This is a genomic window from Thermaurantimonas aggregans, assembly GCF_003851885.1.
Lineage (GTDB): Bacteria > Bacteroidota > Bacteroidia > Flavobacteriales > Schleiferiaceae > Thermaurantimonas > Thermaurantimonas aggregans.
Genome location: NZ_BHZE01000006.1, coordinates 81,964 through 105,170 on the forward strand (window position 1 = coordinate 81,964; position 23,207 = coordinate 105,170).

Here is a 23,207-nt window from a genome sequence, read left to right on the forward strand (position 1 = left end):
ATTAGCAAAAAAATAACCAATAGCCGAAAAGTATATAAATAGCCATAAAGAATAGTGAATCAAATAGTTTTATTGAAGTTTTTCTCTTTAAATACATATAGAAATAAACAGCGATTAAGGAAAAGAAATAAGCCACAAACATGCATCTGTAATTAATCACATTATCGTCATAACTACCTAAAAAAAACAAAGGAAAAACGAAAACTACTGCCCAATTAAATACTCCACTTCCCATCAAATTGGAGATAGCTACCGAAGAAATGTTTTTTCGAATTAAAAAAATTGTTAGCAAAAATTCAGGAATGCTCGTAATACTGCCTATCAGTAAAGCACTTGTAAGTATATCTTTTCCGCCAAAAACTAATGAAATAGCTTGACCTGATTCAACCAGCAAAATACTGCCAAAAAACGTCATTAATAATCCATATAAAAGAGCTAAAATGGGATGTGTTTTAATATAAGTAAATGTAGGAAGTTGTCTTTCATTTAAATTCCTCAAAACACTTTTACGCACCAAATAACCAAATAGTATAAAAAGAATTAAAACAATTGTAAATGTAAGAGGATGAATTTTTGGCGTATATATGAAGTTTAAAAACAGTATAAAACCTAATAAAATCTGTACCCATAGGTCTTCTTCGCGATGAAATCCGGATACCTTCAAAGGATATCGCCAAACTACCAAGCCAAGCAATAATGTGAAATTAAAAACATTGCTACCAATAACTAAGGGAAGGGGAACAGCTGTGTAATGGGAATGCAGACTGTAAATAACACAGAAAATTTCAGGTAATGATGTAAATGCCGAAAGTATCAAAAACCCTATTGCAGCGGGCTGATGTCGAAAAAAAACTGAAATGTGAATCGTAAATCGATACAAGAAAAAATATCCTGATCCTATGAGAATAATGGCTGGTATCAGGAGTAGAGCAATCATGCTAGCGCTTTCGACTTATGGTACCTTCGATTTCTTGTTTTACTTTTTCAATCTCTTTCGTTGTATCACTGAGTTTTTCCTTTTCAATTACTTCTTCAGCCGAACGAGTAATTTCATTTTTTATTTCTTGAGTGGCTCGGCGTATTTCATAAAGTCCGCGCCCTAAACTACGGGCAATTTCCGGAATAGAATCAGCACCGAAAAAGAGCAAAACAAAAAGCAGTATGAAAACTATTTCCCCGAATCCAATAAAAAGAAGCACTTTTAAATTGACTTTATACCTAGCAAAGATATAGCTACAAATAAAAAAGCCGGACGAAAGCCGGCTTTTTCAAAGTGCTAAATTTTACTGAACTATTTACACATTTGCTGCCTTGTGAGCTTCTAGCAACTTAATGCGGTCTTCTTCGCTAAAGGTGTCGTATACTACAGGAGTAGCGATGAACAGCGATGAGTATGTACCTACGATCACACCCATCATAAGAGCAAACATGAACCCTCGAATCACTTCTCCTCCGAAGATGAAAATGATTACCAATACAAATAAAGTGGTAAGAGAGGTGTTGATCGTGCGACCTAATGTATTGTTCACCGCTTCATTGATTACTTCGTTGATAGGTTTACGACGGCTGTGGGTTGCAAAATACTCGCGAATGCGGTCGAAGACAATAACAGTATCGTTAAGCGAATAACCAATAACTGTAAGCAATGCCGCGATAAAAGCCTGATCGATTTCCAGCGTAAACGGAACGATGCCGTAGAGCAACGAGAAGAGTGAAATTACCACCAGAACATCGTGGAAGGCTGCCAGAACTGCGCCAAGGCTGAATTGCCAACGGCTAAAGCGCACAAGGATGTACAGGAAGATCACCAGCAATGAAAACACCAATGCCCAAATTGCTGACTCCTTGATGTCGTCGGCTATGGTAGGACCTACCTGGCGCTCAGCCACAATACCGATTCCACTGTCGTTATCCAAAAATTGATTTTCAGGAATTTCATTAGCATAGAAAGGCTTGCAGGCTTGATAGAGCTTGTCTTTAATTTCGTTTTCTACCTCGAGTCCGGTTTGATTGATCTTGTATTTGGTGGTAACAATCACTTGATTGGCAGATCCAATGGTCTTTACGGTAGGCACAATCTTTTTACCCGACTCATCGATGAAATATTCACCAATTGCTGTGGCCAGTTTTACCGTATTTACGGGCTGGTCAAAACGAATCTGATAAGATCGCCCGCCCACAAAGTCAACACCGTAATCCAATCCTCTTGTAAACAGAGAAATGATGCCTGCAACGATAATAACTCCCGAAACTACGTATGCGCGCTTTCGAAGAGCTAAGAAATCTACTTTTGAATTGGTGAATATTCCTTCGGTAAGTTTGGAAGAAAAGGTAATATTTTTCTTCTTCTCTAAACGCGCTTCGAATATTAGACGTGTAATGAAAATGGCACAGAAAAGCGAAGTGAAAATACCGATGATCAATGTGGTAGCAAAGCCTCTGATAGGACCTGTACCAAATACATAGAGGATGATACCGGTGAGCAATGTCGTAACATTGGCGTCGATAATGGACGAGTAAGCTGCCTTATAACCGTCAGAAATAGCCAGTTTCAATCCCTTGCCGGCGCGCAACTCTTCGCGAATGCGCTCATATATAATCACATTAGCATCTACTGACATACCGATGGTGAGCACGATACCGGCAATACCTGGCAAGGTAAGCACTGCACCAAGCGAAGCCAGCAGTCCAAAAATGAAGAACATGTTTACTACCAGCGCTACGTTAGCGGCCACACCAGCATTTTGGTAGTAAAAGATCATGTAAATCAATACAATCACCAGAGCAATTACAAAAGACCAGATACCAGCTCTGATAGATTCTTTACCAAGTGAGGGTCCTACTACATCAGCTTGAACGATGCGTGCCGGAGCAGCAAGTTTACCAGCTTTTAAAATGTTAGCTAAGTCTTGTGCTTCTTGGATGGTAAAATTGCCGGTGATTTGGGTACGACCTCCGGGAATTTCATTTTGCACTTGAGGAAAGGAGTACACCAGATTGTCGAGCACTACAGCTACAGAGCGTTTTGGCTCCTGGCTGGCAGCTTCGCGAGTGATTTTTTGCCATTTTTGAGCGCCCACAGCATTCATAGTCATGGTCACGATGGGGCGGTTGCGCTCGTCGAAGTCCTGGCGGGCATCGATCACCACATCTCCAGATAGGTCAGGACGATCATCGCGATTGCCCTTGATGGCAAGCAAGAAGAGCTGCTGAGTTGACCCCTCGGGCTTAGCAGACCAGAGAAACTTTACATAGCGCTTATCAGCCGGTAATAAAGCTCTGATCTGAGGCATGGAGAGGTATTTGTTTACCTTAGCTGTATCTTTCACTAAAGCGATACCCACAATAGGCCCGGGTACAGCTTTGTTGTTTTGAAAATCGTAATAGGGTGCAAGCACCTCAAAGAGTGGATTGTACTGATTTTCTATCGAAGCTGTGTCACTTTCAGCTTTAGCAGTATCGGATGTGTTCTTAGTTTGGTCTGCTTGAGCGGTAGTTTGATCGTCTTCTACGCTCTTAATGTCGAGGATATCAGAAGGTTTTTGTTCTTTTTTATCATCAGTAGCAGTTGATTCCTTCTCTCTGGGCGCCAGCACTCTCAAGCGCTCGTTGGCTTGACTTAAGAAGTCGAGGAATTCAGAGCCTTCATACAGGTTCCAGAATTCGAGCTGGGCTGTGCTTTGCAAAAGTTTTTTCACGCGCTCTGGCTCTTTCACACCGGGTAACTCAATGAGAATACGGCCGCTGTTTTCGAGCTTTTGGATGTTTGGCTGCACTACGCCAAATTGGTCGATACGGGCACGCAGAACGGTGAATACATTGTCAATAGCGCCTTGAACTTCACGGCGAATTTCTTCCTTAATTTTTTCATCAGGTGCATTAAAACCTACTCGATCGTTGAGCATTTTGGTACCAAAAAGCGTAGGATCAGAGTAGCGCAGCGACAGTCCTTTGGTCTTCATCAGAGCGTCGAGCTCTGTGAAAAACAGGTTGGCGTAATTGTCTTGAGTGCTTCTCAGTTTTTTGTCTGTATTGTCAAGGGCTTCGATGATCAGAGGATTGTTTTTATCGCCAGCCAGGCTACGAATGATGTCGCGCACCTGTACCTCAAGGATCACGTTCATACCTCCTTTAAGGTCGAGTCCAAGGTTCAACTCCTTTTGTTTAACCTCAGCGTATGTGTATTTTTTTATAAGGAGGTTTAAAACTTTTTCGGAAGCCATTGAGTCGAGATAGCGCTGTTCGGCTTCTCTGTCGCCCTTAGCGTATTCATGAGCTTTTCGCTCTATTCTCGAGGCTGTAAAGGTGAAAGTGAGCTGGTAAAGGCAAGCGATCGCAAAGGCTATAGCGAAGCCTTTGATAAGTCCCTTATTTTGCATTCCTTACGTTGGATTAATATGTTTTTTATTTTGAGGCCGCAAATATAGCCGCCTGTTTCTAATTCAAAAGTCCTGAGTTTTATTTAAATGGCCATACCTGGTTTTTAAAATCGACTCGTGCCAATCTGTAATACTTGTCGAGTGTTACTTTCTTAATATCTTTAAATGGAATGTCGGTTTTAAGCTCATACACAGGCCTCACCCAGGGCCAATAGGGCGCGGTGATAAATCCTTCGCGTGGCTGTGTCTGATACATCAAGTCAAGCGGAATGAAGTACGCATACTCTTTATCGGCCTCCACATACACCTCTGCGGGCATGATTGCTTTACCAGAATTTTCTATCACAACTACTGCTCGACCGTCGGCATCTTCACGCACCTCTTTGATGGCGATTTTTAGCGTTTTGGTAGAGTTAATCCATTGATGAAAATACCAATGGAGCTTTACACCCGATACTTTTTCCATACACTTGCGCAGTTCATCCGGACCAGGATGTTTGAACTTATATATGTCGTAAAAAAGCCTCAACCCATCAATCACTTTCTCACGGCCAATGATTCCTTCGAGTTGGGCCAGTAGTAAAGAACCCATGTAATACGCTGCTGTACCATAGTTTCTGTTGGTGTTAAAATGATCCGCATGTATGGCCATAGGTTCAAAATTGTCATCGCGGGCTAAAGCTACATAGCGCTCGAGCGAAGGAATGTGCGGATTTGCCCGACGAAGCGGGTCATCAGGAGGAAAGAGCTCATTCATAATAAGATCCTCGACATACGTGGTAAATCCTTCGTCCATATAGTGGTGTAAGGATTCATTAAATCCCAAAATGCCATAAAACCAGCAGTGTGCAGCCTCGTGTACGCACAGACCCACCATACCCTTAAGCTCACCGCTGCCTAAAACAAGCGTAGCCATTGGATATTCCATCCCTCCATCTCCACCTTGAATGAAAGAATACACCGGATACGGATAGGCGCCTACATACTTTTCCATAAGCTGAAAAAAGCGCTCCATGTAGTCAGGCAGTTGCTCCCATGTGCTTACGTTTGCCGTCCGAGGTTTGAAAAAAAACCGCAACAGTGGTCCTCCGGGCACTTGGTGCGTTTTGTGGACGTACTCCGGATCGGCAGCCCACACAAAGTCGTGCACATTTTCAGCCTTGAAGTGCCAAGTAATGCGTGCATTCGGCTTGTGTTTTACAGTTTTTGACGTATATCCGTGGCCTATTTCATCGGCATTCTGCAATACTCCGGTAGCAGCCACTACATAGCGAGCTGGCAGAGTGATGCGCACATCCCAGTCGCCGAAAATTCCATAAAATTCTCTGCCGATGTAGGGATTAGGATGCCAGCCCAGTCGGTCGTAGTTGCACAACTTCGGGTACCATTGCGCCATGCTGTAGGCTACGCCTTCGACGTTATTACGGCCTGTGCGTCTGATTTGTACAGGTACCTGACTTTGGTAGCGCATATCGATTACCGCGCTATCGCCAGGTAATACAAAGGCTTTTGGAACATGAAGAATGGTCTCATACAGATTAAAAGGTGTCTCCTGGCCATTGATTTTCAAAGACTGAATGCGGTGATAACCGATTTCGTCAGGCTTAAGTTTTGAAATGCGGTTACCTACCCGTCGGTCGGGATCGGCGATGGTGCGCGAGCGTACATCCATCATGCTTCCAGGCTGAAAGGCATTGTAATACAGATGGAAAAATAGTTCTTGGAGGGTATCTGGACTCTGATTGTACACCACCAATCGCTGAGTACCTGAAAATTGGTGCTTTCGGTCGTCAAAATCGACGGCAATGTCATATTTCACGCGCAGCTGCCAGTCAGTTGCAAATGATTTGGTAAGTGGGAATAGCAATAAGAGAAAAAAAAACCACGAATTCTTCATCAGCCGAATTTTGGACTGCCAAAGAAAGGCACCGGCAGAAAATAAAAAAACCGACAAAATGTCGGTCGAGTCAGTGGAGCTGGCGGGATTCGAACCCGCGTCCAAACAAGGAACACATCAGCTTTCTACATGCTTAGTCTGTCGTTGCTTTTTCGACCATCGGATGGAGACAGACACCCTGCCGATGGCTTAGCTGCTGTGTTTTCGGGGCGTGTTCGCAGCCTACACTCCCCTATTCACCCTTTTATGACACCCTGTAATCTACCGCCGGGCGAATCGGCTGTAGCAGGATGACTTGCTCTGCCACCTGGTGGCAGATAAAGCTAACCAACATCCCGTTGATTAAGCAGCAAGTGCGTAGTTGTTGTTGCCATTTATGGCTGTGACCAAGATTTACGAGCGTCGTCACCTGGCTCGGCATGCTTACTGACACATTCACCTTGCTGTCAAAACCAGTCAGCCCCCAAAGAACGTTTTTACGACCGCAAAGGTATCAATTGTTGTGCAGAATTTTCAAACCTGAGCCTTTCACTCAATTTCCTTCGATTAATCTTTTTGGGCAATTACTTTTGCAAAATATATTCATATATCTATTGGAATCACTGATATATTTAAAATCATAAAGAAAAACGCCTCAGTAAATATTGAGGCGTTTTACATCTGTTTTTTGTCTTACGATCAAATCACTACACCTGCTGAAGCTTGCTCGAAGCGTTTGTAGAGCTGGCTTTGGGAGAAGTCGTTTGACTTGAGGATGTACTGCAACTCGAGCTGGGCGAGGAAGCGATAGAACTGCAGGCTGTTTTGTAGCTCTTGTGAGATAGCCTTGCGCTTGCTGCCTTTAAACTGATTAAAGTAGCGAATTTCCTGGTCAAGCTGGTCGGCAAACTTGTTCATAAGGTCCAGAGCCTTGTCGTTGGCACCAGCTTTCAGGTAGCCCTCAATGATGCCAAACATGAAGTAATTGAATTCAAATTTTTCGATCGGCATCTTTTCCATACAGAAATCGAGAGCTTTTATGGCCTTTTCGTTTTGGCCTTCGGCTGCCAATTCAGAAGCCAAACGCGCATAGATGTTGCGGAAGTTGAAGCTCAAACGGCGATTAGTTTCATCGAGGTACACATCGGGTAGCTCCATGTTGCCGAACTGAAACTTGTTCATCAGGTTGTTGTACATGATTTCGGTGTCCACCTTACCGAATTCGAAGCGCTGACCTTTGTCGGCCATTTTCATCGGCACAAAGCGATAGGCAAGCCCCTCGAGGCGGAAGTACTCGGTGAGGAAGAAGTACGAGCGATCGGTGCTGCCTACAGTGATGGAGAAATAGATTGGACGGCTCCAGTCGTTGTTGGCCAAGAGGTCGAGCACCATGATGTCGCGCTTAGCCAGATAGTCCATGTCTAGATCTACGTCGATGTAGTCGAGTATTTTGGCGGTATCTGACTGGCGGACGACCTTGTTGCGAAGCACGGCTTCCTTATCAACCGGGAATCGAAGGCGCTTAACTGGGTAGTACTGAAACTCGCGCTTGCCGCCATATGCCTGGAAGCGGGTGATGGGATCATCGCTCTTGATCCATTTCATAAAGTCTTCGGCCATCCAGCGTGCATTGGCAGGGGCTACATTCGGACGCTGCTGGTAATAAAGCACATCGCGGGTACCTTGCTTGTATTGATTCCACTCGAGCGAGAAGGGCACCGGGTCGCTGTCGTATGCCTTGCGCTTCATCTGATCGATGTACCAATCGGTATTCAGCAAGCTTAGGTTTACTACACGCACGTCGGTGCGATAGCCCTCCACCTCCTGCACGTACCACAGGGGGAAGGTGTCGTTGTCGCCATTGGTGAAGAGAATGGCGTTTGGCGCACAACTGTCGAGATATGCTTTCGCAATATCACGTGCGGTGTAGCGATTAGCGCGGCTGTGGTCGTCCCAATTCTCTTTGGCCATAATGCCCGGCACCAGAAGGGTGCACAGAGCAGACACTGCAAGAGCATGAACTGGCTTATTGAACTTCTCGCGCAGCAGGTCAAGAATTCCAAATACACCTAAGCCAATCCACATAGCATATGCGTAGAAAGAGCCTACAACAGCATAATCCCTTTCCCGAGGTTCAAAGGGCTTTTGGTTTGTATAGACAATCACAGCCACACCAGTAAAGAAGAAAAACAGAAACACTGCCCAGGCATCCTTTGGATTCTTTTTAAAGTGATACCACAGGCCAAAAATGCCGAGCAACAAGGGCAGCAAATAGTATTTGTTGCGAGCCTTGTTGTTTTTCATATAGTCAGGCAGATTCTTCTGCGGACCAAGGCGTATGTTGTCGATAAATGGTATGCCTGAGATCCAATTGCCTTTTGTCAACTCATAACGTCCTTGGTCGTCGTTTTGGCGACCGGCGAAGTTCCACATAAAATACCGCCAGTACATGTGGCCGAGCTGATAGTCGAAGAAAAACTTTAAGTTTTGGCCCACGGTGAGCTTCTTTTCCGGGTTGCGGATGTTTGCTAAGCGCTTGTAGTTTTCTATATGCTCTGGATCATCGCTCCACATACGAGGAAAGAATCCGATGGTTGACTTATCCCAGTTGCGCTCTGAATACTTTGCATCATAAGAAATCACATAACGGCCAGCCTCCTCATCGCGCACATAGATGGGCTTGCCGTCTTTAAAGGGGTTATTTCTGTCAAGCTGCGAATTAAAATACTGACCATACAGAATTGGGAAGTCGCCGTACTGTTCGCGCTTATAGTAGGCCAGCAAGCTTAGGGCATCCTCTGGATTGTTTTCGTCGATGGGGGGATTGGCATTTGAGCGGATAGCAAGAGTAAGGAAGCTCGAATAGCCAAGTATGATGTAGAAAATGGAAAGAGATATGACGTGCATGTAGTAGTAGCCTTTTTGCTTGGCATACCAAAGAGACCAGACAAAAATTCCGACTAAAAGCAAGGTGGTAAAGATGGTACCGGAATCAAATGGAAGACCGAAGGTGTTGACCAGCGTAATTTCCATGAAGCCATACAAACGCAATAGAAATGGAATGATCACTACGAAAATTACCCCCAGAATGCCCACACCTATTGCATTGGCTACCAAGAAGTTAAGAGTAGTAATTTTTTGATATTTTTTAAAAAAGTAAATCATGGTGATCGCTGGCACAGTGAGGAACACCAGGATGTGAACGCCCACCGAAAGCCCTACCAAAAAGGCGATGAGAATGAGCCAACGGTCAGCGCGCGGATTCCAGTCCACTTCGCGTTCCCACTTCAAAATAGCCCAAAAGGCGATGGCCGTAAAGAAGGACGACATCGCATACACCTCGCCCTCTACGGCTGAGAACCAGAAACTGTCGCTGAACGTATAAGCCAGCGACCCAACTACCCCACTGCCGAGAATGGCGATCATGGTCGTTTGATCGTTGCGGCCAAGGCTTTCGGCAAGTTTGCGTCCAAGTGCAGTGATGGTCCAGAACAAAAAGAGAATGGTAAAGGCGCTGGAAAGGGCCGAAAGAGTGTTTACCCAAAAGGCCATTTGGGTCCAGTCGCCAAAGGCGAAAATGGCCATTACGGCACCGAGCAATTGAAAGAGAGGTGCCCCTGGTGGGTGACCAACTTGAAGTTTTACAGATGTTGCAATGTATTCTCCACAATCCCAGAAAGATACGGTAGGTTCGAGGGTGAGCATGTAGGTGAGCAAGGCAATGCCAAACACAGCCCAACCTACAATGTCATTCCACTTTTTGTAATTTTCCATTTCTTAGGTAAATCTTTTTTTGTTTGTGGGCGAAAATAGGACAAGGCGATAAATAGGTGATAAATTTTGTGTGATGTAAATACAGCTAAAAATTTTGAGGTTGTTTTAAAATGTTTTAAAAAACTAGTAACAAAAATTTACTAGCATCAGCTGACGCCTTCCGAGAGTACATTCTCTTTTCGAATGATTCCGCATTCGACATCCGAAACATTGAAATTCACCAATATTCTAAGTTTTAACCTATTAATCTAAAACAGGTAAGGATTTGTTTGTGATGAACTTCTGCTAAATTTTCTACGGATTTTACTTCGATAAAAACTTTATTATAGACCAGTAAATCAAGTCAAAAACCTTAATCTACACATGTATCTCTGAAGCAGGAATTAGTACTTCTTTTCTGTCATGTAATCCTCTTTCAAACTATTCGGCATGTAATGCTGCCATATAAACCGATTCAAATAATCTAGGACCGAAGGCTTTGTGGACAATAAAAATCGAGCCTCTAATTTGATAGGAAATTTTGTTTTCTCTAATTAAGAATTTTTAAATAACCTTAGATAGATTCATTACGACATAATTTTTTAACAGCAAAAAATTTAATTTTTTTGAATATCCCGTGGAATTTGCAGAGGTTCGATGATTTTTATTAATCTCTTTCTTAACACTGTGCTATTCTGCGAGTTCTGCGGGAGTTTTAAACTCCCGCTGAGCTCGATGATTTATGCAGAATTCAAATATTCATCACTTGGGATGAATCATGTCCTCTGGACGGACCCACTGGTCGAATTGTTCCGGAGTAAGCAGGCCGAGCTCTACGGCTGCTTCTTTTAGGGTTTTGCCTTCTTTGTGGGCCTTTTTGGCAATCTTAGCCGCATTTTCATAGCCGATGTGTGGATTCAGTGCCGTAACCAGCATCAAGCTGTTGTCGAGATGGCGCTTGATGACCGGCAGATTGGGCTCTATGCCCACAGCGCATTTGTTGTTGAAGCTTTCACACGCATCGCCCAGCAAGCGCGCACTGGTCAGAACATTGTAGGCGATCACAGGCTTAAACACATTGAGCTCAAAGTGTCCATTGCTGCCAGCCACGGCCACGGCCATATCGTTGCCAATGACCTGTGCGCACACCATTGTAAGAGCTTCCGGCTGTGTAGGATTCACCTTGCCCGGCATAATAGATGAGCCCGGCTCGTTATCAGGTATCAAAATCTCACCAATACCACAGCGCGGACCAGAAGATAGCATGCGGATGTCGTTGGCAATCTTCATACAGCTCACGGCTACGCGCTTCAGCGCGCCAGAGAGCTCTACCATGGCATCGTGGGCAGCCAGAGCCTCAAACTTATTGGGAGCAGTAATAAAGGGCAGTCCTGTGAACTCGGCAATCTTTTGTGCCACAAGCACGTCGTAACCTTTGGGAGCGTTAAGACCGGTACCCACCGCAGTTCCACCGAGAGCAAGTTCGCGTACCATTTCCAGGGCATTGCGCAGGGCGCGCAGACCGTTGTCAAGTTGCTGCACATAGCCGCTAAACTCCTGGCCCAGTGTGAGCGGAGTGGCATCCATAAAGTGGGTACGACCGGTTTTTACTATGTCTTTGAAGGCTTCTGATTTTGCCTTAAGCGTATCTCGTAGCACTTCGATCTGCGGGATGGTGCGGGTTACCACCAGCTTGTAAGCCGCAATATGCATAGCCGTGGGGAAGGTATCGTTGCTCGATTGTGATTTGTTTACATCATCGTTTGGATGGAGTACTTTTTTCTCATCGGTCAGTTTACCACCGGCCAGCACATGCGCGCGATTGGCAATTACCTCATTAACATTCATATTTGACTGCGTTCCAGAACCGGTTTGCCAGATCACAAGTGGAAATTCGTCGTAGAGCTTGCCCTCGATGATCTCATCGCACACCTTTGAGATCAGGTCGCGTTTCTCAACTGAAAGCACCCCTAGCTGACCGTTAGCATGTGCTGCTGCTTTTTTCAAGTAGGCAAATGCCTCAATGATTTCGCGAGGCATACTGCCCTCAGGGCCTATTTTAAAATTGTTGCGCGAGCGCTCTGTTTGAGCACCCCAATAGCGGTGAGCGGGTACCTGTACCTCGCCCATTGTATCGCGTTCAATGCGGTATTCCATGATTGAAAAGAGTTGAATTGAGCCGCAAATATTGCCCACGACTGCCGATCCTTCAATTTTTTTTGGGCGAAGAATTCTTGTTTATACAATGTTCATAGCAATGATGGAGGAATTAATGACTGACTTTTTCAAACAATTGCATTCTTACAACTGTCTTTACTTTCGTGCTTAAATTTTTTGCTACAGATGACCCTCGAAATTGCCGCCCGCTATCTACACTTTATAAGCATTTTTGCCATTGTGGCAGCCTTGTCGATCGAAGCCTTTAGCGTAAGGCCCGCCATGACCCGCGCTGAAATCGGACGCATCAGCCGCATTGACGGCATTTACGGACTGGCAGCGCTCACCTTGCTAGCGGCCGGCTTCACACTTTGGTTTTGGGTGGGTAAGCCTGCAGACTATTATTCAAAAAACTTCCTCTTTCACACAAAACTCGCCCTGTTTACCGCTGCCGGCATACTATCGGCCTGGCCTACCGTCTTCTTCCTCAAAAAGCGCAAAGGAAATCCCGACGACATTGTGATTGTACCAGTACACATCCGCAGGATGATCACCATTCAGCTCATTTTGATCGCTTGCATACCCTTACTGGCCGGACTTATGGCCAAAGGCATAGGATATTTTGGTTCCTGAAAAAGAAAACCTCCTAATGACCAAACGCGAAAAAGTAAAATATCTCCTTACCGAACTCGACCGACTGTATCCTGATCCACCAGTACCACTCCATCACAGCGACCCATACACCTTGCTGATAGCAGTGCTGCTCTCAGCTCAATGTACCGATGAGCGCGTAAACCGCATTACTCCCCTGTTGTTTGCAGAAGCTGATAATCCCTACGATATGGTGGCTCTGGGGCTTGAACGCATTGCCGAAATCATCCGACCCTGCGGCCTTACGCCTATGAAATCAAAAGGCATTTACGAACTCAGCAAAATCCTCATCGACAAATACCACGGCCAAGTACCGGCTGACATGGAAGCCCTTGAAGCTCTACCTGCTGTAGGGCATAAAACGGCTTCTGTAGTGATGGCACAGGCATTTGGAGTGCCGGCCTTTCCGGTAGATACCCACATCCACCGCATGATGTATCGATGGGGACTTTCGGACGGCAGTAGTGTACAACGTACAGAACGCGATGCCAAGGCCCTCTTCCCCAAATCGCGCTGGAACAAACTCCACTTGCAAATCATTTTTTACGGCCGGGAGTACTCCCCAGCCCGTGGCTGGGATTTAGATAAAGACTTCATTACCCGCACCATAGGCCGCAAAGAAATTATCAAAGCCTGGAAACAGGAAAAAAGTAAAAAAACCAACCAACAGCCTTAACTTTTTCATTAAACTTCCTTGCAAATTTTTTAAGATAGTGTACTTTTGACACTAAAATTATTCAGAGATGAAAAGAATTATACCATTTTTTTTTGTAGTGATTGGCTCTCAGGCTCAGTTTATAAGTTCGCCACCCAATAGAGATGGTTCCATATCCACCGGAGAATACGGCGACCACACGAATGGTCGAAATGCCTGGTCCGACGGTACGCGTACATGGTACATGACCTGGGATAATACCAATCTTTATCTCGCGGTTAACAGTAATGGAAATGCAACTGATGATGAGTTTGTGATTTATATCGACACAGACCCGCAAACACCTGTAAACGGGGGTTCGAATTCAAATGGTTCATTAGCAGGAATTAATTTCGATGGAGTTGAATACACAAGACTACCATTTAGAGCAAATTTTTTGGCATACATACGAAATGGTTATCACCAACATAGAACTCACAACGGAAGTGGTGGATGGAACTCGAATGTTGACAATTCAACTGATATTGTTAAAACCACTTCAGGTAACTTACAAGAAATAGCTATAAATTGGTCATTGATGGGAGGTAGACCTTCGAGTTTTAATTTTATTATTTATTTAAATGGCGGAACTGCATATGGAGGGACTTCCATCACTGGTGCAAGTGCAGATGGAGGAACGGCATCAGATTTGACAGGAAGACAATATTTTTCTATTGAGAGTACAGGCGATGGTTCATCTACACCGCCATTTTCTAGGCTATGCTATGTAAATCAAATCGCGTCAAACAACATAAGTGCTTATGGAAGTTCATTTTTTGGAGTAACCGTAGCCGATAATCAGACTACAACTTTAAACACAAACTTGACAATTGAAAGTTTTTTACGTGTAGAAGGCGGGTGCACATGGACTGTATCAGGCGATAGGACTGTGACTTTTACAGGTAGTACTGCTACGCTCTTTAACTCCGGTTTTATGAATGCCAATCCATCGTTTGGCAATACAGCAAATTATGATATAGGCAATGGAACTGACGCAACAATACTCACCCTTGAAGGGCTTTCAAACATTGATGTGTTCAATTTTAATATCAAGAATTCTTCAACATGTCGCATCAACGGTCGGCAATTAAGAACAGGAAATACCGGAACAATAACGGTAGAAAACGGAGGAGTTCTGGAAGCAAATGCAACCAACTCTATATTAGCTGAATGGGGTGGAACTTCTAATGTGACAATAAATTCTGGTGGTTTATTACGGGTAACTTCAGGTTCTAATCTGGATATTACAACCGATAATCTTACAAACAATGCATCAGAAGGTATTTTGATTGAAGCCAATTCCCTTACTTCGTATGGAGCATTGCGCTTTACATCTTCTTACAGCGGAACAGGCACAGTCACTCAACAACGGTATCTTCGCTCGGGCACCGGTAATGCTGGTTGGAATGCTATTTCTGCCTCAATGAATGCCAGTACTGCCAGTCATTTTGGAACAATTGGTACGGATGTTCATGTCAATACCAAAAATTTGTACCGATGGGATGGCTCTGAATGGGTGAATATTACTAATGGAAGTTCGACTATCACACCTGGTATCGGTTATTACGGTTTTGTGGGCACCAACGGTATTCAAACCACTGGAGATGTTTACAATTTTACCGGAACTCCAAATACCTCCATTACAGCACCAAGTTTAACTTTTGATAATCCGGGTTCAGGGGTTACCTTCACCATATCTGGTAGCACATCTAATCAAGGTTGGAATCTTATTGGTAATCCATTTACTTGTCCTTTGGATTTCAATACTTTTACAAGAACAAACGTCGATGATGCTTTTTACATCTTTACAGGCACTGGTTATCATTCATACGCCGGAGGGGGACTTCCTAATTTATTAATCGGCCCCATGCAAGCCTTTTGGGTAAAAGCAAATGCTGCTTCACCTTCGCTTGGTACTTCTTGGTCAATGTCGTCAAACGGAAGTGTTCATTCTAATCCGGATTTACATAGAGGTACCAGCATTGAAGATTTCTTTGTGCTAGATGTAGAAGATGCCAATGACAGCGAAAAAACCGACCGACTGACCATTTCAATACATAACTCAGCAACCGATGATTTCGACAACGAATGGGATGCCTGGAAATTGCGCAACAGTGCCGGCTATCCTAATATCTACACAAAATACAACAATAATGCAATGGCAATTAATGCTGTACCTTATGCCAGCGGACTGAAAACTTTTGATGTCGGTTTTATCTCTACCCTTCACAATCATCCTTACACAATTCATCTTCGTGATCAATACCTGACAAACGGATATGGTGTATATTTAGAAGACAAAAAATTAAACCTTACACACGATTTTAAAAATGGAGCTTACACATTTATCAATGACACAATTTTTAAAGACCGCTTCATACTTAAGTTCAGCGCTATCGATCCTTTATCAACTAACCAAGCAGAAGTGCCAAAAGCCTCACCCTATCAAGCCTGGGTACACGACGGCCAGATTCATCTAAAAGGCTTTGAAAACCTCGGCCGTACTACCCTGAAAGTGACCGATATGACCGGCAAGGTAATTAAAGTTTGGAATGTAGATATTGCCGAAGGCGCCACCACTACATTTGCTTTGCCAAACCTGGCAAAGGGGGTTTATGTACTGAACATTGTGGCTGGAAACAATTCAAAAAACATTAAATTTATCTATTAATAACAAAAATCTGATCATATGAAAAAGTCTTCTGTTCTTCTTGTTATTTTGATTCTATCATTTCCTTTATTCACCTATGCTCAACCTGATCCTCCGGGAGGACCAGTGCCTGTAGATGGTGCCGTTGGTTTGCTTGCTTTGGCTGGTGCCGCGTATGGAGCGTACAAGAGGAGAATCAAAGAATAATCTATCTCTTGAGGATTTTAACGCCGGTCTCTGTACCGGCTTTTTTATTTTTAGGTTTTTCCATAATACTCTAAAGGCGTTTTATACAAAGCCATCTGATAGCAATTTCAAACTCCTAAAACAAAATTTTTTTGCTGAATTATCGGACTCGATTAAAACCATATTCAAATTTTGCAAGTTATACATCTTGCACACCGACTAATGAAAAGTCCTTTTTTGCTCGAGCAGTGGTTTGCATCGCGGGGTTGGCGAGCATTCGTTTTTCAGCGCGAAGCGTGGAATAAAATCCTACAAGGCAAATCAGGCATTGTAAATGCCCCAACGGGAAGCGGTAAAACTTACTCTGTGTTGGGCGGTGTACTTGAAGTGCTCAAGAGCGAAAATCCAAAAGGTTTAGTGTGCTTATGGATAACGCCCATACGGGCGCTGGCTAAGGAAATAGAACTGAGTGTTGCACGTGCGTTGGAGGGATGTGGTCTTAGCTGGAGGGTGGGCATACGCACGGGCGATACAGAGATAGCCGAGCGACGTGAGCAGGCAAAACAAATGCCTGAGATACTGATTACAACACCGGAAAGTCTCCATCTACTGATAGCTACGCGCGATGGCGAGCGGCTATTCGAACAACTGCGATTCGTAATAGTGGACGAATGGCACGAATTGATGGGCAACAAGCGCGGTGTGATGATGGAGCTGGCTCTTGCGTGGCTAAGGGCTCGACTGCCCGCATTGCAAACGTGGGGCATCTCAGCCACCATAGACAATATGTACGAGGCTATGCAGATATTACTCGGCAGAACTTACCGTGAAGGAATTTTAGTAAGGGCTGACTTGCGCAAGCGAATTGAGGTAATACCTGTATTGCCTGACACCATTGACCTAATGCCTTGGGCCGGGCACCTGGGAATAAAATTGTTACAAAAAGTAGTACCCGTCATCGAGCAGAGCCGCAGTACACTCATTTTTACCAACACGCGCTCACAATGTGAAATCTGGTACCAACAGTTGCTCGAGGCAGCCCCGTCGCTGGCAGGACAGATAGCCATGCACCATAGCAGCATCAGCCGCGAGATTCGCCATTGGGTAGAAGATGCTTTACACGATGGTCGATTAAAAGCCGTGGTGTGTACATCGAGTCTCGATTTGGGCGTGGATTTCAGACCGGTAGAAACCATCATCCAAATTGGCAGTCCTAAGGGCGTGAGCCGCTTTATGCAGCGCGCCGGTCGCAGCGGCCATCAACCGGGAGCCGTAAGTCGCATTTATTTCGTGCCCACGCACACCTTGGAGTTGGTTGAGTCTGCTGCCCTACGCGAAGCTATCGATCGACAAGTGATTGAGCCCCGTGAACCTTATGTGCGCAGTTTCGACGTGCTGGTACAATGGCTTGTCACTCTAGCGGTAGGTCCGGGCTTCGAGGCTGGAGAGATTCTTCATCAAGTGCGTTCTACCCACGCCTTTACATCGATCAGCGATGAGGAGTGGTACTGGTGTTTGTCGTTCATTACCACAGGTGGGCGTACACTTGAGGGATACGACGATTTTCACAAGGTAGTGCGTACCGACGACGGTCGGTATGTCGTAAAGAGCAAGCGCATCTCCCTGAGGCATCGCCTCAGCATTGGAGCCATTGTAAGCGATACGGTGATGCGCGTAAAGTTTCTTAACGGCGGATTTGTAGGCACAATCGAAGAGTGGTTTATCAGTCGCCTGAAGCCAGGCGATGTGTTCTGGTTTGCCGGACGCAGTTTAGAGCTGGTGCGTGTACGTGGTTTAGAGGTTACTGTACGCGCCAGTCAGCAAAAAGAAGGCCTTGTGCCCAGTTGGATGGGTGGACGCATGCCCCTCTCTGGCCAGATGGGCGCCATGCTGCGTGAAAAACTCCAAGAAGCCTTCGACGACAAGACAACCGACCCGGAGCTTAAGTTTATCTCACCTCTTTGGAAGTTACAGCTCGAGCGCAGTGCCATACCCGGACCTGATCAGTTGCTGATCGAATATCTCGTTTCGCGTGAAGGACATCACCTCTTTGTCTATCCCTTCGAAGGTCGATTTGTACACGAGGGAATGGCTTCGGTCTTAGCTTGGCGGTTGGCGCTTTTTCAGCCCATTACGTTTAGTATAGCTATGAACGATTACGGCTTCGAACTGCTTTCTGCCGATCCCATTCCTATTCAAGAGGCCCTCGACTCTGATGTATTTAGCACAGAGCATTTGGAGCGCGATATCCTTCAAAGCGTAAATGCCACTGAAATGGCACGTCGTAGATTTCGGGACATTGCCGCCATAGCCGGTTTGGTCTTTCAGGGATATCCGGGTAAACCAGTAAAAGAAAAGCACTTGCAGAGCTCAGCGAGTTTGATTTTCAGCACCTTATCTGAGCACGAACCCGATAACCTCTTGCTTCGGCAGGCATACGACGAAATCCTACAGTTTCAGCTCGAACATGGACGCATGCAACAGGCTTTCAGCCGCATTCAAGGTCAAGAAATCTTGCTGCGATACATCGAACGTCCCACGCCCTTTTGCTTCCCTATCATGGTCGATCGCCTACGCGAACGCCTAACCAACGAATCCCTCGAACAGCGCGTCGAAAAAATGCTCAGAGAGGCAGGCGTGGAAGTGAAATGATCAGAGGTAAAGGTTAAGGGTTAAGTAACTTAAACTCTAACATCAACCTTAACTAAAACTCTTTCTGCGCATTTCTGTAAGATCTGCGGGAATTAATGAATTAAAAAACAAACATTTACTTTTTAAATACCCTGATAAATCACAGTAAAAAGCTTTCGTAACTTTGAGGTAACAAACCTCCCACTACTCTTTTACACCAAGTTTGATTAAACCTATGCCGGCAGAAGTACTACAAATAGATCAAAACACTGAGGACAAACGCAAAATTTTAAATCGCTACCGAGCCCTGCTTAGGAGTTGTGCGGGTAAGCTCGACAATGCAGATAAAAAACTCATCCGCAAAGCCTTTAACGTGGCAATGGATGCGCACAAAGGCGTGCGTCGCAAAAGCGGTGAGCCATACATCCTGCACCCCCTGGAGGTGGCCATCATCGTATCGCGCGAAATCGGCCTCGGGCCTACATCCATCGCTTGCGCCCTTTTGCACGATGTAGTTGAAGACTCCGAATACACCCTCGAAGACATTGAGCGCCTCTTTGACAAGACCATCGCAAAAATCATCGATGGACTTACCAAAATCTCTTTCGTATCGGATATGGACATCTCCGTGCAAGCTGAAAACTTCCGCAAGATGCTGCTGACCATATCTGACGACATCCGCGTAATCCTCATCAAATTGGCTGACCGCCTGCACAACATGCGTACTATGGACGATATGCCGGCACACAAGCAACTCAAAATAGCCTCCGAAACCCTCTACCTCTACGCTCCCCTTGCCGGAAGGCTCGGCCTCTACAACATCAAAACCGAACTCGAAGACCTCTCCCTAAAATACACGGAGCCCGAGGTATATGCCGAAATCGAGCGCAAGCTGCGCGAAACCAAAGCCGATGATACGCGCTATCTAACCCAGTTTTCCGAAAAAATCCGAGAACTGCTCAAAAACGAAGGCCTCGACTTCACCATTAAATACCGCACCAAAAGCATTTATTCTATACGGAAGAAGATGCGCAAACAAGGCATCCCTTTCGAGGAAGTTTATGACAAATTTGCCATCCGCATCATCCTGAACAGTTCGCCCGAGCGCGAGAAAGCTGACATCTGGCGCGTGTATTCCATCATCACCAGTCACTATAAGCCGAGTCCTGAACGGTTTCGAGACTGGATATCAGCGCCTAAATCAAATGGCTATGAATCGCTGCACACCACTGTGATGGGGCCAGATGGTCACTGGATCGAAGTACAAATCCGCTCCAAGCGCATGGACGACATTGCCGAGCGCGGCTATGCTGCCCACTGGAAGTACAAAGAAGACGCCTCCTCTGACGCGCACTTAGAAAAACTCATCGAAAAAATTCGCCAGCTGCTCGAAAATCCAGAATCCAATGCCGTAGAATTTGTAAACGATTTTAAAACCAACCTGCTCTCGGATGAAATTTTCATCTTCACGCCCAAAGGAGACCTCAAACGACTCCCTGCCGGCTCCACCCCTCTGGATTTTGCCTTTGAAATACACACCGATATCGGACTTAAAACGCTGGGCGCAAAGGTGAACGGCAAGCTTGTACCTCTCAATTACAAATTACAAAGCGGAGACCAAGTTGAGATCATCACCTCTGAAAAACAAAAGCCCAAAGAAGAATGGCTCAATCATGTAGTTACTAGCAAAGCGAAAACTAAAATTAAATCGTCGCTGCGCGAAGAAAAACGCGTACTCGCCGACCAAGGTCGTGAAATTCTCAGTAGAAAACTTTCGTACATTAAAATCAAACCGACCGAGAAAGTTCTCAACCGCATGGCGCAGTTTTTCAAACTGGCCAATACCCAAGAGCTTTTTTACAAAGTTGGAAGTAAAATCATTGATAACGAAGACATTAAAGAATTTGCCAAAGAATACAACAGGGGCTTTATGGCCTACCTGCGCAAAAAGTTCGGCCGTTCAGATTCAGAGGATACACAGATCAAGAAAACAGTACAAACCGAAGAAGACCCAAAGATTCTCGTATTTGGGCAAAACGACGAAAAGCTCGAATACCGCATGGGTAAGTGCTGCAATCCTGTGCCGGGCGATTCGGTGTTTGGATTTTTGAGCAGTGGGTCAGGGATTACGGTGCATCGATACGATTGTCCGAATGCCATTACGCTCCAGAGTAACTATGCCAATCGCATCATCAAAGCCCGCTGGGTGGCTGAGCAATCAGGCAACTTCACGGCAGTGCTCGTTATCAAAGGAATTGATACGATGGGACTAGTAAATAAGGTTACCCAAATCATCTCGAACGACATGAATGTGAACATTAAAGCCATCAATATCTCTGGCGATGCGGGCATATTCTCCGGAGAGATTACCCTTGTAGTAGCTGATAAAATGCATTTGACCAAAATCATTGAAAAACTAAAGAAAGTAGAAGGTGTAACCTCTGTAACCCGAAAATAACTCTTACTTTACACACTCAATGTTTTAGCTTATACTACATCAAAATTTCTTAAAAACCCTAAAAATGCCATCGGCTTTGACCTCGATTGAGACTTAATAGATATCCATTTTGGCAGAGAGTTTGTAGGTTTGCAGGCTTTCATTGAATAGAGAAATATTGATGATATTACCCATTGTAGCATACGGCGATCCGGTACTGAAGCGCAAAAGCATACCTATTGACCACTCATACAAGAATCTTAATGAACTTATTGCCAATATGTGGGAAACCATGTATCAGGCCAACGGCGTAGGACTAGCAGCTCCACAAATAGGATTAAACATAAGGCTTTTTATTGTTGACGCTACACCTTTTGCTGAAGACCCGGAATATGCCAATGAAGAAGGCATCAAAGACTTTAAAAAAGTTTTTATCAACGCACAAATTTTAGAAGAGAGTGGTGAGAAATGGGCCTTCAACGAAGGATGCCTCTCCATTCCTGAAATCCGCGAAGATGTTTCGCGCCACGAACGCATACGCATGACTTGGTTTGATGAGAACTTTCAAGAACACACCGGCGAATTTGACGGCATTCGGGCGCGCATCATACAGCACGAATACGATCACATCGAAGGCATCCTATTCACCGATCGACTTTCGCCCCTGCGAAAAAGACTCATTAAAGGCAAACTTGACAACATTCTGAAGGGTAAAGTGAGTTGTAACTACAAAATCCGTTTTTACAACAAATGATGAAAAGAGTCTATTGGTTAATAGCAATGCTCATGCTAATCGCATGGTCTTGCGGCTCGGGAAGTGAAACTTCAGAAGATAAAAACGACGCAAAAGAGCTGATCGCAGAAATAGAAGCCATTGAAAACAAACTGCTCAAGACCATGCCTGAAGCTGACACGGCGTTGGCGGTACAATTGATCGAAAAAATGCAAGAGTACAGTCAAGCCTTCCCTCAAGACACGCTATCTGCGCAGTTTTTGATAAAAGCGGCCAATCTCTATCTGTTGCTACCCGACCGAGAAATAGACGCTTTGAGGCAATTGCAGATCGTTTATACCCGATTTGCCGGTCAGCCGTATGCTGCACAAGCCCTTTTTCTAGCCGGTATGATCTATGACAACAACTTGCGCCAACCTCAGCAGGCCATACGCATGTGGGAACAAGTAGTTGCTGACTATCCCACACACCCTTTGGCAGCGCAGGCTTCGAGTTTGCTAAAAATTACGGATACCGACCCCTACAACGACCTCGAAATGATCGAGCGTTGGCTCAATGACCCAAAAAACAAATCCATTCAATCAGCTGAAAATAAGTAAATTAAACTATGGACCTTAAGAAAATCATCGCTGTAACTGGTAAGCCTGGCTTGTACAAACTCATTACTACAACCCGTACAGGAATTTTGGTAGAAAGTCTTACGGATGGCCGAAAAATGCCCGTAAGCGCCAATCAAAACGCCTCAAGTCTCTACGACATTTCGATGTTTACCTATGGCGACGACAAACCACTGCGCGAAATTTTGGCTGACATGTATAAGCACTACAACGGCCAAAAAGCACCATCGCACAAAGAGTCTGAATCGGTACTTAGGTCTGAGTTTGAGAAATTCTTTCCCGATTACGATAAAGAGCGCGTGTACTTGAGTGACATTAAAAAAGTATTTCAGTGGTATAACACGCTTGTAGAACTTGGACTAGCTGACGACCAACCCGAACCTGTGGATGCTACCGCTGAAAAAAGCGAATCATCTACCACAGCCGAAGAAACTCAGCAGTAA

The 23,207-nt window shown here is 44.9% G+C and carries 16 protein-coding genes and 1 other RNA gene; 9 read left to right on the forward strand and 8 right to left on the reverse strand.

The features are described 5' to 3' along the window. Position 1: 1 nt before the first annotated feature. From EIP89_RS04410 to fumC, 8 genes are all read right to left on the reverse strand, one after another. The gene (locus tag EIP89_RS04410) at positions 2-937 is read right to left on the reverse strand and encodes a sodium:calcium antiporter (RefSeq protein WP_124397451.1); all 936 of its coding nucleotides are present in this window, start codon (positions 935-937) and stop codon (positions 2-4) included. A gap of 1 nt (position 938) precedes the next feature. Then, positions 939-1,199 (reverse strand): twin-arginine translocase TatA/TatE family subunit, encoded by a 261-nt coding sequence (locus EIP89_RS04415; protein ID WP_245966098.1) that lies wholly within the window; start codon positions 1,197-1,199, stop codon positions 939-941. Between the two features lie 96 nt (positions 1,200-1,295). After that, complete coding sequence (secDF, locus tag EIP89_RS04420; protein WP_124397452.1) at positions 1,296-4,379, reverse strand: protein translocase subunit SecDF; 3,084 nt, start codon at positions 4,377-4,379, stop codon at positions 1,296-1,298. Between the two features lie 79 nt (positions 4,380-4,458). Continuing rightward, on the reverse strand, positions 4,459-6,276 hold the full coding sequence (locus EIP89_RS04425; protein ID WP_124397453.1) for a M1 family metallopeptidase: 1,818 nt from the start codon (positions 6,274-6,276) through the stop codon (positions 4,459-4,461). A gap of 71 nt (positions 6,277-6,347) precedes the next feature. Beyond that, positions 6,348-6,740, reverse strand: a transfer-messenger RNA (tmRNA) gene (ssrA, locus tag EIP89_RS04430). A 214-nt stretch (positions 6,741-6,954) separates the two neighbouring features. Further along, positions 6,955-10,029 (reverse strand): glycosyltransferase family 117 protein, encoded by a 3,075-nt coding sequence (locus EIP89_RS04435; protein ID WP_124397454.1) that lies wholly within the window; start codon positions 10,027-10,029, stop codon positions 6,955-6,957. 235 nt (positions 10,030-10,264) lie between these two features. After that, the gene (locus tag EIP89_RS11730; RefSeq protein WP_371851058.1) at positions 10,265-10,363 is read right to left on the reverse strand and encodes a GxxExxY protein; all 99 of its coding nucleotides are present in this window, start codon (positions 10,361-10,363) and stop codon (positions 10,265-10,267) included. Between the two features lie 407 nt (positions 10,364-10,770). Continuing rightward, positions 10,771-12,165: a class II fumarate hydratase gene (fumC, locus tag EIP89_RS04445; protein ID WP_124397455.1), complete on the reverse strand. Its 1,395-nt coding sequence runs from the start codon at positions 12,163-12,165 to the stop codon at positions 10,771-10,773. Positions 12,166-12,351: 186 nt separating this feature from the next. Between fumC and EIP89_RS04450 the strand changes: the two genes are divergently transcribed. From EIP89_RS04450 to EIP89_RS04485, 9 genes are all read left to right on the forward strand, one after another. Then, positions 12,352-12,798 (forward strand): DUF2214 family protein, encoded by a 447-nt coding sequence (locus tag EIP89_RS04450; RefSeq protein ID WP_124397456.1) that lies wholly within the window; start codon positions 12,352-12,354, stop codon positions 12,796-12,798. 16 nt (positions 12,799-12,814) lie between these two features. Further along, on the forward strand, positions 12,815-13,492 hold the full coding sequence (locus tag EIP89_RS04455) for an endonuclease III domain-containing protein (RefSeq protein ID WP_124397457.1): 678 nt from the start codon (positions 12,815-12,817) through the stop codon (positions 13,490-13,492). Positions 13,493-13,559: 67 nt separating this feature from the next. Beyond that, positions 13,560-16,181, forward strand: a complete 2,622-nt coding sequence (locus tag EIP89_RS04460) for a DUF8693 domain-containing protein (RefSeq protein ID WP_124397458.1) — start codon at positions 13,560-13,562, stop codon at positions 16,179-16,181. Positions 16,182-16,199: 18 nt separating this feature from the next. Further along, entirely contained in the window at positions 16,200-16,367 is a 168-nt protein-coding gene (locus tag EIP89_RS11545; RefSeq protein WP_170157619.1) for a PID-CTERM protein-sorting domain-containing protein, read from the forward strand. Positions 16,368-16,568: 201 nt separating this feature from the next. Further along, positions 16,569-18,998 carry a ligase-associated DNA damage response DEXH box helicase gene (locus tag EIP89_RS04465; protein ID WP_124397459.1) on the forward strand — a complete coding sequence of 810 codons (2,430 nt, stop codon included), beginning with the start codon at positions 16,569-16,571 and terminating at the stop codon, positions 18,996-18,998. Between the two features lie 214 nt (positions 18,999-19,212). Then, positions 19,213-21,435, forward strand: coding sequence for a RelA/SpoT family protein (locus EIP89_RS04470; RefSeq protein WP_124397460.1), 2,223 nt, complete (start codon positions 19,213-19,215; stop codon positions 21,433-21,435). A gap of 160 nt (positions 21,436-21,595) precedes the next feature. After that, a complete protein-coding gene (gene def / locus EIP89_RS04475) occupies positions 21,596-22,168 on the forward strand; it encodes a peptide deformylase (RefSeq protein ID WP_124397461.1) in 573 nt (190 codons plus the stop codon). Next, on the forward strand, positions 22,165-22,746 hold the full coding sequence (locus EIP89_RS04480; protein WP_124397462.1) for a tetratricopeptide repeat protein: 582 nt from the start codon (positions 22,165-22,167) through the stop codon (positions 22,744-22,746). The genes def and EIP89_RS04480 overlap by 4 nt, the downstream gene beginning before the upstream one ends. An 8-nt stretch (positions 22,747-22,754) precedes the next feature. Beyond that, the gene (locus EIP89_RS04485; protein WP_160160517.1) at positions 22,755-23,207 is read left to right on the forward strand and encodes a DUF5606 family protein; all 453 of its coding nucleotides are present in this window, start codon (positions 22,755-22,757) and stop codon (positions 23,205-23,207) included.

Coding starts and splice junctions, on each gene's coding strand:
- EIP89_RS04455 (WP_124397457.1), top strand. CDS start 12,815: ATGACCAAACGCGAAAAAGTAAAATATCTCCTTACCGAACTCGACCGA.
- EIP89_RS04460 (WP_124397458.1), top strand. CDS start 13,560: ATGAAAAGAATTATACCATTTTTTTTTGTAGTGATTGGCTCTCAGGCT.
- EIP89_RS04480 (WP_124397462.1), top strand. CDS start 22,165: ATGATGAAAAGAGTCTATTGGTTAATAGCAATGCTCATGCTAATCGCA.
- def (WP_124397461.1), top strand. CDS start 21,596: ATGATATTACCCATTGTAGCATACGGCGATCCGGTACTGAAGCGCAAA.
- EIP89_RS04435 (WP_124397454.1), bottom strand. CDS start 10,029: ATGGAAAATTACAAAAAGTGGAATGACATTGTAGGTTGGGCTGTGTTT.
- EIP89_RS04485 (WP_160160517.1), top strand. CDS start 22,755: ATGGACCTTAAGAAAATCATCGCTGTAACTGGTAAGCCTGGCTTGTAC.
- EIP89_RS11545 (WP_170157619.1), top strand. CDS start 16,200: ATGAAAAAGTCTTCTGTTCTTCTTGTTATTTTGATTCTATCATTTCCT.
- EIP89_RS04470 (WP_124397460.1), top strand. CDS start 19,213: ATGCCGGCAGAAGTACTACAAATAGATCAAAACACTGAGGACAAACGC.
- EIP89_RS04465 (WP_124397459.1), top strand. CDS start 16,569: ATGAAAAGTCCTTTTTTGCTCGAGCAGTGGTTTGCATCGCGGGGTTGG.
- secDF (WP_124397452.1), bottom strand. CDS start 4,379: ATGCAAAATAAGGGACTTATCAAAGGCTTCGCTATAGCCTTTGCGATC.
- fumC (WP_124397455.1), bottom strand. CDS start 12,165: ATGGAATACCGCATTGAACGCGATACAATGGGCGAGGTACAGGTACCC.
- EIP89_RS04450 (WP_124397456.1), top strand. CDS start 12,352: ATGACCCTCGAAATTGCCGCCCGCTATCTACACTTTATAAGCATTTTT.
- EIP89_RS04410 (WP_124397451.1), bottom strand. CDS start 937: ATGATTGCTCTACTCCTGATACCAGCCATTATTCTCATAGGATCAGGA.
- EIP89_RS04425 (WP_124397453.1), bottom strand. CDS start 6,276: ATGAAGAATTCGTGGTTTTTTTTTCTCTTATTGCTATTCCCACTTACC.